At 67.2% G+C, this 13,233-nt stretch carries 9 protein-coding genes and 1 tRNA gene; 7 read left to right on the forward strand and 3 right to left on the reverse strand.

Annotated features, from left to right (window positions below):
• The first annotated feature begins 158 nt into the window (after positions 1-158).
• The 3 genes from mutS (at position 159) to ASE69_RS07225 (ending at position 4,558) form a co-directional block, all read left to right on the forward strand.
• Entirely contained in the window at positions 159-2,738 is a 2,580-nt protein-coding gene (gene mutS, locus ASE69_RS07215) for a DNA mismatch repair protein MutS (protein ID WP_056484756.1), read from the forward strand.
• A gap of 336 nt (positions 2,739-3,074) precedes the next feature.
• Complete coding sequence (locus tag ASE69_RS07220) at positions 3,075-4,034, forward strand: cation diffusion facilitator family transporter (RefSeq protein WP_056484758.1); 960 nt, start codon at positions 3,075-3,077, stop codon at positions 4,032-4,034.
• Positions 4,035-4,111: 77 nt separating this feature from the next.
• Positions 4,112-4,558: a hypothetical protein gene (locus ASE69_RS07225; RefSeq protein WP_056484761.1), complete on the forward strand. Its 447-nt coding sequence runs from the start codon at positions 4,112-4,114 to the stop codon at positions 4,556-4,558.
• Positions 4,559-4,620: 62 nt separating this feature from the next.
• On the opposite strand, the gene ASE69_RS07230 is transcribed toward ASE69_RS07225, so the two are convergent.
• Together ASE69_RS07230 and ASE69_RS07235 are read right to left on the reverse strand one after the other, a co-directional pair.
• Positions 4,621-5,937 carry an Nramp family divalent metal transporter gene (locus ASE69_RS07230; protein ID WP_056484763.1) on the reverse strand — a complete coding sequence of 439 codons (1,317 nt, stop codon included), beginning with the start codon at positions 5,935-5,937 and terminating at the stop codon, positions 4,621-4,623.
• Positions 5,938-6,254: 317 nt separating this feature from the next.
• Positions 6,255-6,878 carry a DNA-3-methyladenine glycosylase family protein gene (locus ASE69_RS07235; RefSeq protein ID WP_056484765.1) on the reverse strand — a complete coding sequence of 208 codons (624 nt, stop codon included), beginning with the start codon at positions 6,876-6,878 and terminating at the stop codon, positions 6,255-6,257.
• Between the two features lie 60 nt (positions 6,879-6,938).
• On the opposite strand from ASE69_RS07235, the gene ASE69_RS07240 reads away from it, so the two are divergent.
• On the forward strand, positions 6,939-7,256 hold the full coding sequence (locus ASE69_RS07240; RefSeq protein WP_056484766.1) for a 2Fe-2S iron-sulfur cluster-binding protein: 318 nt from the start codon (positions 6,939-6,941) through the stop codon (positions 7,254-7,256).
• Between the two features lie 166 nt (positions 7,257-7,422).
• On the opposite strand, the gene rlmB is transcribed toward ASE69_RS07240, so the two are convergent.
• Complete coding sequence (gene rlmB, locus ASE69_RS07245) at positions 7,423-8,166, reverse strand: 23S rRNA (guanosine(2251)-2'-O)-methyltransferase RlmB (RefSeq protein ID WP_056484768.1); 744 nt, start codon at positions 8,164-8,166, stop codon at positions 7,423-7,425.
• Between the two features lie 161 nt (positions 8,167-8,327).
• Here rlmB and ASE69_RS07250 point away from each other — a divergent pair.
• The 3 genes from ASE69_RS07250 to glgB all read left to right on the forward strand — a co-directional run bounded on the left by ASE69_RS07250 (position 8,328) and on the right by glgB (position 13,155).
• Positions 8,328-8,414, forward strand: a tRNA-Tyr gene (locus ASE69_RS07250).
• Between the two features lie 182 nt (positions 8,415-8,596).
• Entirely contained in the window at positions 8,597-10,996 is a 2,400-nt protein-coding gene (locus ASE69_RS07255) for a glycogen/starch/alpha-glucan phosphorylase (protein ID WP_056485267.1), read from the forward strand.
• A complete protein-coding gene (glgB, locus tag ASE69_RS07260; protein ID WP_056484770.1) occupies positions 10,993-13,155 on the forward strand; it encodes a 1,4-alpha-glucan branching protein GlgB in 2,163 nt (720 codons plus the stop codon). Before ASE69_RS07255 ends, glgB begins: the two co-directional genes overlap by 4 nt.
• The last annotated feature ends 78 nt before the right edge of the window (positions 13,156-13,233 follow it).

Here is a 13,233-nt window from a genome sequence, read left to right on the forward strand (position 1 = left end):
CGCCGGATGAGAGGTGGTTGGGGTGCGCGCCCGAGCCTCACTCCCCCTCACCCTCCCACGCTTCGCGCGGGCCCCTCCCTCTCCCCGAGGGGAGAGGGGTTTTATGGGGCGCGGCTTTTCGCTACCCGCCCCTGATGTCGCACCCCGCTCCTACCCCCATGATGACGCAGTATCTCGGCCTGAAGGCGGAGGCGCAGGATTGCCTGTTGTTCTACCGGATGGGCGATTTCTTCGAACTGTTCATGGATGATGCGCGGATCGCGGCGGGGGTGCTCGACATCGCGCTGACCGCGCGCGGCGAGCATGAGGGCAAGCCGATCCCGATGTGCGGCGTGCCCGTGCATGCGGCGACGGTGTACCTGCAACGGCTGATCAAGGCCGGCCACCGCGTCGCGATCGCCGAGCAGGTCGAGAGCCCGGCGGAAGCCAAGGCGCGCGGCGGCTCGAAGGCGCTCGTCGCACGCGCGATCGTCCGGGTGGTGACGGCGGGCACGCTGACCGAGGAAGCGCTGCTCGACGCGCGGTCGGACAATTGGTGCGTCGCGATCGGCGAGGCTGGCGGGTCGGTAGCTATCGCCGCCGCGGACGTGTCGACCGGGCGGTTCGAGATCGTCGAGGTTGCGGGCGACGCGGTCGAGGCGGAACTTGCACGGCTCGGCGCGGCCGAGGTTGTCGCGTCCGAGGCCAGCGCTTTCGAAGACGCCGCGACCACGTTGCGTCCCAAGACCGACTTCGACAGCGGCGCGGGCGAGGCTCGATTGAAGCGGCTATACGGCGTGGCGACGCTCGACGGGTTCGGGCAGTTCGGCCGCGCGGGGTTGGCCGCGGCCGGAGGCCTGGTCGCGTATCTGGAGCATAATGCGAAGGGCACGATGCCCTTCCTCCGCCCCCCGCGGATCGGCCGAGCGGCGGAGACCATGGCGATCGACGCCGCCACCCGCGAAAGCCTCGAGCTGACCTGCACCACCGGCGGCGTGCGCAAAGGGAGCCTGCTCGACGCGGTCGACCGGACCGTGACCGGAGCCGGCGCGCGGTTGCTCGGCGCGGATCTCGGCGCGCCGTTGATGGACAAGGCCGCGATCGACGCGCGGCTCGATCTGGTGCGACTGTTCCACGACGACCAAGCGGCGCGCGAGCGATTGCGCTCGACCTTGCGCGCGCTGCCCGACATCGGCCGCGCGCTCGGGCGCCTCGCGGCAGGACGTGGTGGCCCGCGCGACCTCGGGCAGTTGCGCGACGGGCTCGACGGCGCCTGGAGCCTCGGCGAGCGGATGGACGCGATCGTCGACCCGCCGGTTCTGCTCCGGGACATCGCGCCGAGGTTGCGCGGACACGGCGCGCTGATCGATCTGCTCAAGCGCGCGCTGGTGCCGTCGCCGCCGATCGAGGCATCGGACGGCGGCTATATCGCGGCAGGCTATGACGCCGCGCTCGACGATCTGCGCGATGCCGGCGCCGGCGGGCGGCGGGCGATCGCAGCACTGGAGGCGGAGTTCCGCGCCGCGACCGGCGTCACCGCGCTGAAGATCCGCCACAACGGCGTGCTCGGCTATCATGTCGAGGTGCCCGCGCGGGCGGCTGATCCGCTGATGAAGCCAGAGAGCGGCTTCACGCATCGCCAGACGCTCGCGGGCGTGGTCCGGTTCAATACGCCTGCGCTGCACGAGGTCGCAGCGAAGGTGTCGCAGGCCGGCGCGCACGGGCTGGCGGCGGAAGCGGCGCATCTGGAAGAACTGACTGCGCAGGCTCTCGCGGGGCGCGAGGCGATTGCGGCTACCGCGGATGCGCTCGCGCGGCTCGACGTCGCAGCCGGACTGGCGGAGCGCGCGGCGGAAGGCGCCTGGGCGCGGCCTTCGCTGGTCGATCATGCTTGTTTCGAGATCGAGGGCGGCCGGCATCCGGTGGTCGAGGCGGCGGTGGCGAAGTCGGGCGACCGGTTCGTGGCGAACGACTGCAACCTGTCGGAGAGCTCGCGGCTATGGCTCGTCACCGGCCCGAACATGGGCGGTAAATCGACCTTCCTCCGCCAGAACGCGCTGATAGCCGTGCTTGCGCAGGCGGGGTCGTACGTGCCCGCGACCAAGGCCACGCTGGGTCTTGTCGATCGCCTGTTCAGCCGCGTCGGGGCGTCGGACAACCTCGCGCGCGGCCGCTCCACCTTCATGGTCGAGATGGTCGAGACCGCGGCGATCCTCGCGCAGGCGACGCCGCGGTCGTTCGTGATCCTCGACGAGGTCGGCCGCGGGACTTCGACCTATGACGGCCTCGCGATCGCCTGGGCGGTGGTCGAGGCGATCCACGAAGACAACCGGTGCAGGTGTCTGTTCGCAACGCATTATCACGAGCTGACTCGGTTGGCGGAGCGCTGCGAGGCGCTGTCGCTACACCACGTCCGCGCGCGAGAGTGGAAGGGCGAGCTGGTGCTGCTCCACGAACTCGCCGACGGGCCGGCGGATCGGAGCTACGGGCTGGCGGTCGCGCGGCTGGCGGGGATGTCGCCGGTGACGGTGGCGCGGGCGAAGGCGGTGCTGGCGAAGCTCGAAGCCGGGCGCGCGAAGACCGGCGGGCTGGCGGCGGGGCTCGACGACCTGCCGTTGTTCGCGGCGGCGGCGCAGGTCGAGGAGGCTGCGTGCGACGTGCTGCGCGAGGATCTGGCGAAGCTGGATATCGACGCGATGAGCCCGCGCGATGCGCTGGACGCGCTGTACCGGTTGAAGGCCTTGGCGAACGAGGGCTAACTCTCCGTCATGCCGGGCTCGTTCCGGCATCCACCGTTCCGCACATTCGAGAGAATTGCGTGCGCGGGACGGTGGGCCCCGGCCTCCGCCGGGGTGACGGAGTGGGTTGGTGACAGGGTAAGCTGCTCCCCTCCCTGGAAGGGAGGGGTTGGGGGTGGGTCGGGTTCCGCATGTCCTTGCCGTTGCGACATAAACCGGCCGCCCCACCCCCTGCCCCTCCCTTTCAGGGAGGGGGGACCGGTGCGTGATTGGCGACGTGCGAGAATGTCTCTCGCGTCCTAGTATCTCACGATACGTCAATGCTAGGCGGCGGCCGGATTTAGCGGAGCGCGGGCTTTGGGCGGACATCATCACGGGCACGACCACGGCCATTCGCATGGTCACTCACACTCCCATGGCGGGCATGGCCACAGCCACGCCCCCGCCTCGTTCGACCGCGCGTTCGCGATCGGCATCGGGCTCAACATCGTCTTCGTCGTCGTCGAGGCGATCGTCGGCCTGCGCATCGACTCGGTCGCGCTGCTCGCCGACGCCGGCCACAACCTGTGCGACGTACTCGGCCTCGTCGTCGCGTGGGGCGGCACGATGCTCGCGCGCACCGCACCGACCAAGCGCTACACCTACGGGCTGAAGGGCTCGACGATCCTCGCCGCACTGGCCAACGCGCTGCTGTTGCTGGTCGCGCTCGGCGCGATCGTGCTGGAGGCGTCGCAGCGCTTCTCCGATCCCGCCCCCACCGCCGGCCTGACCGTGTCGATGGTTGCGGGCATCGGCATCGCCGTCAACGCGTTCACCGCGTGGATGTTCGCACGCGGCCGCAAGGGCGACGTCAATATCCGCGGCGCGTACCTCCACATGGCCGCCGACGCGCTCGTCTCGGCCGGCGTGGTGATCGCCGGCTTCGTGATCTGGCGCACCGGCCTCACCTGGATCGACCCCGCGGTCAGCATCGTCATCGCGATCCTGATCTTCTGGCAAACCTGGGGCCTGCTCCGCGAGACCGTCGAGATGTCGCTGTCCGCCGTCCCCCGCGGGATCGAGTTCGACCATGTCGACGAGGCGCTGTGCGGCCTGCCCGGCGTGAGCGAGATCCACGATCTCCACATCTGGCCGATGAGTACCACCGAACCCGTCCTCACCGCGCATCTCGTAATGCCCGCCGGCCACCCCGGCGACCAATTCCTCAGCGACGCCCGGACGATGCTCCACGACAAATTCGGCATCGGCCACGCCACGTTGCAGGTCGAGACGGGTAACGGCCACGACTGCTCGATGGCGGACAAGGCTACAGTCTGAACTGGCGTCTGAACTTGGCCGTTTGAACTTTTCCGGTTCGGCACGGGTTACCGTGTCACGCATCAGGAGATTATCCCATGAAGAAGCATCTTATCGCAGCGTTGATGTCGGTCGCCGTCGCAACGCCGGCCATGCTGCCGACCGCCGCGACCGCACAGCGTTACGACGATCGCCGCGACAACAACGATCGTCGCGATCGTGACGATCGCCGGTACGACAACGACCGCCGCGGCAACGATCGCAACTGGCGTGGCGACGACCGCAACTGGGATCCGTCGAACAGCTACCGCGACGGCAAGTACCGCGAGCGCCGCCTCAGCCGCAACGACCGCATCTATCGTGGTCGCGACGGCCGCGCCTATTGCAAGCGCAACGACGGTACGACCGGCCTCGTGATCGGCGCGCTCGGTGGCGGCGCGCTGGCGAACCTCATCGGTGGCGGCACGCTCGGCACGCTGGCGGGTGCCGGTGGCGGCGCACTGCTGGGCCGCTCGGTCGACCGCGGCAACGTGAAGTGCCGTTGAGCTTCAGCCGAAGCTAACCAATGACGAAGCGGCGGCCGAGCGATCGGCCGCCGTTTTCGTATCTACAGCATGCCGTACAGAAGCGTGCCGTTCAGCCCGATGATCACCGCGGCGATCACCCAGGCGAGGATCTTCAGCCACGCCGGGCTGACCAGATCGCCCATGATCGTGCGATCGCCGGTGAACTTCACCAGCGGCACGACCGCGAACGGGAGTTGCAGGCTGAGCACGACCTGGCTCAGCACCAGCAGTTTGGTTGCGCCCGCATCGCCCGAAGCACCGACCACGAACACCGCCGGCACGATCGCCAGCAGCCGCGTCACCAGCCGCCGCGCCCAGACCGGCATGCGGAGGTTGAGGAAGCCCTCCATCACGATCTGACCCGCGAGCGTTCCCGTCACCGTCGAGTTCTGCCCCGACGCGAGCAGCGCGACCGCGAACAACACGCTCGCCGCGCCCATCCCCAGCATCGGTGCGAGCAGCTGGTACGCCTGGTCGATCTCGGCAACGTCGGTCCGGCCGGCAACGTGGAAGGTCGCCGCCGCGAGGATCAGGATCGCCGCGTTGATGAAGAACGCCAGCCCCAGCGCGACCGTGCCGTCGATCGTCGCCATCGTGATTGCGTCGCGCTTGCCGGCCTTGTCCTTGGCGAACGCGCGCGTCTGGACGATCGACGAGTGGAGATACAGATTGTGCGGCATCACGGTTGCGCCGAGGATGCCGATCGCGATGTAGAGCATCGCCGGGTTCGTCACGATCTGCGTCGTCGGGACGAGCCCGCCGAGCACGCCCGCCCATTCGGGCCGCGCGAGGAACAGCTCGAAGATGAAGCAGCCCGCGATGATCACGAGCAGCGCAACGACGAACGCCTCCAGCTTGCGGAACCCGAAGCGTTGCAGCGCGAGGATCAGGAACACGTCGAGCGCGGTGAGCACGACGCCGTAGACCAGCGGCAGCCCGAACAGCAGTTTCAGCGCGATCGCGGTGCCGAGCACTTCGGCGAGGTCGCACGCGATGATCGCGATCTCGCAAAGGAACCACAGCGCGACCGAGACCGGCTTCGAATAATGCGCGCGACAGGCCTGGGCGAGATCGAGCCCGGCGACGATGCCGAGGCGCGCGGAGAGCGCTTGCAGGACCATCGCCATGAGGTTCGACAGCAGCACGACCGACAGCAGCGTGTAGCCGAACGCGGAGCCGCCGGCGATGTCGGTCGCCCAGTTACCGGGGTCCATATAGCCGACCGCGACGAGATACCCCGGCCCCACGAACGCGAAAAGACGCCGCCAGAACGACGCGCCTTCGGGGACGACGACGGTGCGGTGACTCTCGGCGAGCGAGTTGGCGAAGCCGGACGCGGGGAGATTGGGGGCTGACATCGGGGGGTGCTTTGCCGGAACGAGGGAGAGGGGACAAGGCGTGGCTGCGAGTCGGGTGACAATGCACGCACCTCCATCCCGTCGCCCCAGCGAAAGCTAAGGTATTCCGGTTGGGGGGGGTGTAGCGATTCGAATGGAGAGATCCCGGCTTTCGCCGGGCCGACGTGTGCGGGTGTACGTGAGCAATATATGGGAAGCGCCTCCCCTACCTGAAAGGGAGGGGCTGGGGGTGGGTAGGCCCGCTCGAGCCATCACCGTCCATACATGCGGAAACCGACCCACCCCCGCCCCTCCCTTCCGGGGAGGGGAGTAGAAAGTCAGATGACCTTCATGTCCGCCTGATAATGATGCCACGCGAAGATCGCCGCCGCACCGCGGTGCGGGCGCCACGCCTCGGCCAGTTCGCGCGTCAGTTTTTCGCTCGGGCGGGTCTCGTGGCCGAGAATGCGCCCGACTTCGATCTGGATCGCAAGGTCGCCCGCCGGCCAGATGTCCGTCCGCCCTTCCGCGAACAGAAGGTAGATCTCCGCCGACCAGCGACCGATCCCCTTCACGCGGACCAGCGCGGCGATCGCCTCCTCGTCGTCCTCGGGCAGGTTGGTCAGGTCGAGCCGTCCGCTCGTCACCTCGTCCGCGAGGCTGCGCGCATATCCCAGCTTCTGGCGCGACAGTCCCGCGCTCTTCAACAACTCGTCGCTGGCGGCGGCGATCTTCGCCGGGTCGCCTGCGCCGCCGACCACCGCGTCGAGCTTGTTCCAGACCGCCGCGGCCGAGGCGACGCTCACCTGCTGCCCGACGATCGTGCGCAGCAACGTCGCGAAGCCGCGCTCGCTGATCCGCGGCGCAGGGTGGCCGGCATTGCTGACCGCGACCGCGAACGCCGGCTCGATTTCGCACAATGCCGCCATCGCGGTTTCGAGTTGCTCGGCGCTCAGGCCCATGATGCTTGATCCCTGGCTCGCGCAACGGCATGAACGCACGAAGATTTTTCGGAGAATGACATGCCCAAGCTTATCGTCGTGACGCGCGAAGGGGAAGAACGCGAGATCATCGGCGAGGCGGGCCTTTCGGTGATGGAAGTCATTCGCGACGCCGGGATCGACGAGATCCTGGCGCTGTGCGGCGGCTGTTGCTCGTGCGCCACCTGCCACGTCCATGTCGACCCGGACTTTGCGGCCAAACTTAAGCCGATGGGGCCGGACGAGGATGATTTGCTCGATTCGACGAGTGATCGGGATGAGTTTTCACGGCTGTCGTGTCAGATCGAGCTGACCGAAGGGCTGGATGGCCTGAAGGTAAAGATCGCAGCGGAGGACTGATTCCCCCTGTCCCTCGCCCCTCCGGGGAGAGGGAGGGAGGAGCCGTAGGCGACGGAAGGGAGAGGGGCTGTTGGGATGAACCGTCCCGAGCCTCAATCCCCTCTCCCTTCCCACCGCAAGGGCGGCGGGCCCCTTCCCTCTCCCCGTAGGGGCGAGGGAGTTCAGGTCAGCGTGTCGTTATCGCATACAACGCGATCGCCGCGGCGTTCGACACGTTCAGACTCTCCACCTTCTCCGAGATCGGCAGTTTCGCCAGCTCGTCGCAATGCTGCTCGGTATTCTGGCGCATGCCCTCGCCCTCGGCGCCGAGCACGATCGCGATCCGCTGCGCGCCCATCGCTTCCGACAGCGTCTGCGTCGCGTGGCCCGTAAGCCCGATCCGCCAGAACCCCGCCGCCGCAATCTCTTCCAGAGCGCGCGCCAGATTCACCACCCGAATCCACGGCACGCTCTCGAGCGCACCCGAAGCCGCCCGAGCGATCGTCCCCGATTCCGGCGGCGCGTTACGGTCCGGCGTAATGATCCCCAGCGCATCGAACGCCGCCGCCGAGCGCAGAATCGCGCCGACGTTATGCGGATCGGTCACCCCGTCCAAGATCACCAACGGCCGATTGTCGTCCTTGCCGTGCTCCAGCAGGTCGGCCAGCCACATGTCCTCGAGCGGCTCGACCTCGATCACCACGCCCTGATGCGGCGCATCGCCCGGCACCAGCCGCGCCAGATCCATCGCCTCGGCATAGGTCACCGGCACGTCGGCCGGCAGGTCGAACCCGGCGAGCGCCTCGCGCGTGCCGAGGATTTTGCGCACCGTGCGCTCCGGATTGGCGAGCGCAGCGCCCACCGCGTGCTTGCCCCAGAAGCGGGGGCGGCCTGCCGGTGCCTTGCTCGGCCTGTGTCCCTTGCGTGCCATATTCGCTCTCTATCGTGTCTGTGTATGCCGCGTCCTTGTCGGCATTCCGCGCCCGCGGCAACTATGAACCACGAAACTTCGCAAAACCTGCGTTGACACACCGAGCGCGCTTCGCCATTGAGCCGCCTCGCTTGAAAGAGCGGCGCTTGCAAAAGCGGCCTGGACAGGTGGCCGAGTGGTTAAAGGCAGCAGACTGTAAATCTGCCGGAGTTTCTCCTACGTAGGTTCGAACCCTACCCTGTCCACCACCGCCCCCGCGCGGTGATGGATCATCCCAAATTCAAAGCATTGATCGACAAGCTTCTTTTCCATCACGGGAAGGAAGTCCGCGTGACATCGGCTCGCGGACGGCTAGGATCGCTCCGACCGTAACGATTTCGGAAACCGCGTGACCTCAGATCCTGCCGTACAGCCGCCCGTTCAAGCACCCATCATCCAGGATCTGGCCGACTCGATCCTCGACACGCTGGTCCACCGCATCGGCAAGGATGCACAGGCCGCCCGCCCCCACGACTGGCTCGCCGCGACGATCCTGACTGTCCGCAACGACATCGTCGAACGCTGGATGGGCTCGACCAAGGCGGCACACGCGGCCGGCGCCAAGCGCGTCTATTATCTGAGCCTCGAATTCCTGATCGGCCGGCTGCTGCGCGACGCGGTGACCAATCTCCAGCGCAACGACGAGGTTACGCAGGCGCTGAAGCTGCACGGCGTCGATCTCGCCGAACTCGAAGAGATCGAGCCCGACGCGGCGCTCGGCAATGGCGGCCTCGGACGGCTCGCCGCCTGCTTCATGGAAAGCATGGCGAGCCTCGCGCTGCCCGCCTACGGCTACGGCATCCGCTATGTGAACGGCATGTTCCGCCAGCGCATCGATGATGGCTGGCAGGTCGAGATGCCCGAGAACTGGCTCGCGCACGGCAACCCCTGGGAGTTCGAACGCCGCGAGAGCGCGTATTTCGTCGGCTTCGGCGGCGAAGTGACGGCCGCGGACAACGGTCAGGTCCACTGGAGCCCGTCCGAGGCGGTCGAGGCGACGGCCGTCGACACCCCCGTCGTCGGCTGGCGCGGCAAGCACGTCAACACGCTCCGCCTGTGGACCGCCCGCGCGTTCGATCCGATCAAGCTCGACCGCTTCAACGCCGGCGATTTTTCGGGCGCACTGGCCGATCAGACGCGCGCGGAAACGCTCACCCGCGTCCTCTACCCCAACGACTCCACCGCCGCCGGCCAGGAGCTCCGCCTGCGCCAGGAGTATTTCTTCTCGTCCGCGTCGATCCAGGACATCGTCCGCCGCCACATTCAGTATTTCGGCGACATCCGCACGCTACCCGACAAGGCCGCCATCCAGCTCAACGACACCCACCCCGCGGTGTCGGTCGCCGAACTCATGCGGCTGCTGATCGACCATCACGAATTCGCGTTCGACGAGGCGTGGAAGATCACGCGCGCGACGTTCGGCTACACCAACCACACGCTGTTGCCCGAGGCGCTGGAAAGCTGGCCACTGCCGCTGTTCGAACGCCTGCTCCCGCGCCACATGCAGATCGTCTACGCGATCAACGCCAAGCTGTTGCGGGAAGCCCGCGGGGCGGAAGGCATCGACGACCGCGCAATCTCGGCGATCAGCCTGATCGACGAGGGCGGCGAGCGACGCGTGCGGATGGCGAACCTCGCCTTTGCCGGGTCGCACAGCGTCAACGGCGTCGCCGCGCTGCATACGCAGCTAATGAAGAAGACAGTCTTCGCCGATCTCCACAAACTCTACCCGACGCGGATCAACAACAAGACCAACGGGATCACGCCGCGTCGCTGGCTCCAGCAGTGCAACCCCGGCCTGACCGCGCTGATCCGCGATGCGATCGGCGACGGCTTCCTCGACGATGCCGAAAAGCTCGTCGATCTGGATGTTTTCGCGGATGATTCCGGTTTCAGGGAGCGCTTTTCGAGCGTGAAGCGTTCGAACAAGGTGGCACTGGCTAATCACATCAAGGAGACGATGGGGCTCCGCATCGACCCCGACGCGATGTTCGACGTCCAGATCAAGCGCATCCACGAGTATAAGCGCCAGCTGCTCAACATCATCGAGACGGTCGCACTCTACGACCAGATCCGCAGCCATCCCGAGCACGACTGGACGCCCCGCGTGAAGCTGTTCGCGGGCAAGGCGGCGTCGAGTTACCACAACGCGAAACTCGTCATCAAGCTGGCGAACGACGTTGCGCGCCGGATCAACGCCGACCCCTCCGTGGGTGGCCTGCTCAAGGTCGCGTTCCTGCCCAACTATAACGTGTCGCTGGCGGAGAAGATCATCCCCGCCGCCGACCTCAGCGAGCAGATCTCGACCGCCGGACTCGAGGCGTCGGGCACCGGCAACATGAAGTTCGCGATGAACGGCGCGCTGACGATCGGCACGCTCGACGGCGCGAACATCGAGATCAAGGACCGCGTCGGCGACGACAACATCTTCATCTTCGGCATGACCGCGGACGAGGTCGAGGCGAAGCGCGCCAACGGTTATGATCCGCGCAGCGTCATCGACGGCTCGAACGAACTCCGCCAGGCGGTGTCGGCGATCGCATCCGGCGTATTCTCCCCCGACGACAAGACGCGCTATGCCGGCTTGATGGGCGGGCTGTACGACGGCGACTGGTTCATGCTCGCTGCTGATTTCGACAGCTATGCCACCGCCCAGCGCGCGGTCGACACGCGCTGGAACGACCGCGACGCGTGGGTCGCCTCGACCGTCCGCAACGTCGCGCGCGTCGGCTGGTTCTCGTCCGACCGCACGATCCGCGAATACGCGCGCGAGATCTGGACGGTGATGTGAAGCCACCCGAAGGCGCCATACTTGCCCTGCTGGAAGGGCGTCACGACGATCCGTTCTCGCTGCTTGGCGTCCACAGCGGCCCGACCGGCGTGTTCGCGCGCGTCTGGCTACCCGGCGCGGACACGGCGGAGGCGCATGCGCTCGACGGCACCGCGCTCGGCACCCTCCCCCGCATCGACGATCGCGGCCTGTTCGAGGGTCCGATCGAGGGCACGCAACAGCCGGTGAAATACCATGCCGAGGCGGGCGACACATCGTGGTGGGTCACCGACCCCTACAGCTTCGGCCCCGTACTCGGCCCGATCGACGACCTGCTCATGGCCGAGGGCACGCACCGCCGCCTCCACGACAAGATGGGCGCCCACCTGATCGAGCACGAAGGCGCGCACGGCGTCCACTTCGCGCTCTGGGCCCCCAACGCGCAGCGCGTGTCGGTGGTCGGCGACTTCAACGACTGGGACGGCCGCCGCCACGCGATGCGCAAGCGCGGCGACGTCGGCGTGTGGGAGATCTTCATCCCCGATATCGCCGAATACCGCGCCTACAAGTTCGAGATCGTCGGTCCCGACGGCCAGCTACAGCCGCTCAAGGCCGACCCGTTCGCCTTCGCCAGCGAACTTCGCCCCGCCAACGCCTCGATCACGCGGAAACTCTCGCACGACTGGGCCGACACCGATCACCGCAAGCATTGGGCCTCGGTCGATCCGCGCCGCGTGCCGATCAGCATCTACGAGGTGCACGCCGGATCGTGGGACCGCGATGCCGACGGCTGGTTCCTGACCTGGGACGCGCTCGCCGATCGCTTGATCCCGTACGTGGTCGAGATGGGCTTCACGCACATCGAATTCCTGCCGATCAGCGAACACCCGTACGACCCGAGCTGGGGCTACCAGACCACCGGCCTGTACGCGCCGTCCGCCCGCTTCGGTGATGTCGACGGTTTCGCGCGGTTCGTCGATGGCGCGCATCTCGCCGGGATCGGCGTGCTACTCGACTGGGTACCCGCGCATTTCCCGACCGACGCGTTCGGGCTCGCCAAGTTCGACGGCACCGCGCTCTACGAGCACGAGGATCCGCGGCTCGGCTTCCACCCCGACTGGAACACCGCGATCTACAATTTCGGGCGGCGCGAAGTGACGTCGTTCCTTGTCAACAACGCGCTCTTCTGGGCCGAGCGCTATCATATCGACGGCCTGCGCGTGGATGCGGTCGCGTCGATGCTGTACCGCGATTACTCGCGCAAAAGCGGTGAATGGATCCCCAACGAGGACGGCGGCCGCGAGAACTGGGAGGCCGTGGCGTTCCTCCGCGACATGAACCGCGAGATCTACGGCCAGCATCCCGGCGTCTTCACGATCGCCGAGGAATCGACCTCATGGCCCGGCGTATCCGCGCCTGTGAGCGACGACGGCAAGAGCGGGGGACTCGGCTTCGGGTTCAAGTGGAACATGGGCTTCATGCACGACACGCTCCAGTACATGGCGCGCGATCCGCTGCATCGGAAGCACCATCACGGCGAGATCAATTTCGGGCTCGTCTATGCGTTCAGCGAGAATTTCGTCCTGCCGCTCAGCCATGACGAAGTGGTCCACGGCAAGGGTTCGCTGCTCACCAAGATGCCCGGCGACGACTGGCAGCAGTTCGCCAATCTGCGCGCCTATTACGCGTTCATGTGGGGCTATCCGGGCAAGAAGCTGCTTTTCATGGGGCAGGAGTTCGCGCAGCGCCGCGAATGGTCGGAAGCCCGCGCGCTCGACTGGGACCTGCGCAACTCCCGCAGTCATGAGGGCATCCGCAACCTCGTCCGCGACCTCAACACCGTCTACCGCGAGAAGCCGGCGTTGCACGCGCGCGACTGCGAGGCGGAGGGGTTCGAATGGCTGGTCGCCGACGACGCCGCCAATTCGGTGTTCGCGTGGTTGCGCAAGGCCCCCGGCGCGAAGCCGATCGCGATCGTCGCCAACATGACGCCGATCGCCCGCGCGCCCTACCGCGTACCGCTGCCGCTCGACGGCCGGTGGTGCGAGATCATCAACAGCGACGCGCACGACTATTGGGGCAGCGGCCTCGGCAATCTCGGCGGCGTCGTCGCGAAGGACGGCGCGGCCTGGGTCGCGCTGCCTCCGCTCGCGACGATCATGCTCGAATACGAAGGCTGATCGAGTTCGAAGACCGATCCGGCGCAATGACGGAACAACCGGCGGGTGACGGCGCGTTATACTGCTGAATATTAGGGA

The sequence above is a fragment of the Sphingomonas sp. Leaf208 genome, assembly GCF_001421415.1.
GTDB lineage: Bacteria > Pseudomonadota > Alphaproteobacteria > Sphingomonadales > Sphingomonadaceae > Sphingomonas.

Coding starts and splice junctions, on each gene's coding strand:
- ASE69_RS07230 (WP_056484763.1), bottom strand. CDS start 5,937: ATGTCAGCCCCCAATCTCCCCGCGTCCGGCTTCGCCAACTCGCTCGCC.
- ASE69_RS07235 (WP_056484765.1), bottom strand. CDS start 6,878: ATGGGCCTGAGCGCCGAGCAACTCGAAACCGCGATGGCGGCATTGTGC.
- ASE69_RS07225 (WP_056484761.1), top strand. CDS start 4,112: ATGAAGAAGCATCTTATCGCAGCGTTGATGTCGGTCGCCGTCGCAACG.
- ASE69_RS07240 (WP_056484766.1), top strand. CDS start 6,939: ATGCCCAAGCTTATCGTCGTGACGCGCGAAGGGGAAGAACGCGAGATC.
- rlmB (WP_056484768.1), bottom strand. CDS start 8,166: ATGGCACGCAAGGGACACAGGCCGAGCAAGGCACCGGCAGGCCGCCCC.
- mutS (WP_056484756.1), top strand. CDS start 159: ATGATGACGCAGTATCTCGGCCTGAAGGCGGAGGCGCAGGATTGCCTG.